This window comes from Azohydromonas aeria (genome assembly GCF_009760915.1).
In the GTDB taxonomy this organism is placed as follows: Bacteria; Pseudomonadota; Gammaproteobacteria; order Burkholderiales; family Burkholderiaceae_C; genus Azohydromonas; species Azohydromonas aeria.
In genome coordinates, this window is record NZ_VIDQ01000207.1 from 1 (window position 1) to 931 (window position 931).

At 62.2% G+C, this 931-nt stretch carries 1 protein-coding gene; it reads left to right on the forward strand.

Annotated features, from left to right (window positions below; all coding sequences use genetic code 11):
* Positions 1 to 64: 64 nt before the first annotated feature.
* A protein-coding gene (locus tag FJ694_RS36545) for an IS5 family transposase (protein ID WP_157272407.1) occupies positions 65 to 926 on the forward strand; the annotation gives its coding sequence in 2 pieces (ribosomal slippage) (positions 65 to 474 and positions 473 to 926; 864 coding nt in all).
* The last annotated feature ends 5 nt before the right edge of the window (positions 927 to 931 follow it).

The window sequence follows — 931 nt, forward strand, 5'->3', positions numbered from 1 at the left end:
AGGATTTATCCGTAATTAGATAAAATGCCCCTGAGCCGCGGCGGCGCGGTGGTGGAGCGCGAGGTTGGGCAAGCGGGTTGAATCCTGGGAAGTGACGGACGACTTCTGGCAGCGCGTGGAGCCGCTGATTCCGCAGCGCCTTCCCTCACCAGACAAGGTCTACCTTCGCAAGCCCGGTGCGGGCCGGCCGCCCAAGCCCGCGCGTCAGGTGTTCGAGGGCATCGTCTACGTGCTGCGCACGGGCTGCCAGTGGAAGGCGCTGCCCAAGGAGCGCTTCGGCAGCGCCAGCGCCATCCACAAGCGCTTCCTTGAATGGGAGGAAGCAGGATTTTTCGAGGCGCTGTGGAGTGCCGGGCTTGCCGAGTACGACGACATGCAGGGCATCGCCTGGCGATGGCAGAGCATCGACGGCGCGATGATGAAGGCTCCCCTGGCACAAGAAGCTGTTGGCCCGAACCCGACGGATCGGGGAAAAAAATGGGAGCAAGCGTCACCTGTTGGTCGACGGGTGTGGCGTCCCGTTGTCCCTCATCGTGACCGGGGCCAACGTCAATGACGGCAAGCGGCTCGACGAGGTGCTCAGCGCCATCATGGTCAAGCGCAAGGCCCCGCCGGTGCGGCGTAGCAAGCATCTGTGTGCCGATGCTGCATTCCGCAGTGCCGAGTGCCTGAGCATCATTGAGAAACACGGCTACATCCCCCACGTCGTCGATCGTCGCAAGGAAGCGGACATCAAGCGGCGTGACCCGAAAAAGAGGGCTCGACGGTGGGTAGTGGAGGCCTGTCATGGCTGGTTCAACCGGTTCCGCAAGCTGCTCGTGCGCTACGAGAAGCTCGAGCGCAGCTTCGTCGCGCTCAACCATCTGGCCGCGGCCATCATCGCCTTCCGCAAGGTCCCGTTGAGAATAAATATTATTTACGGATAAATCCT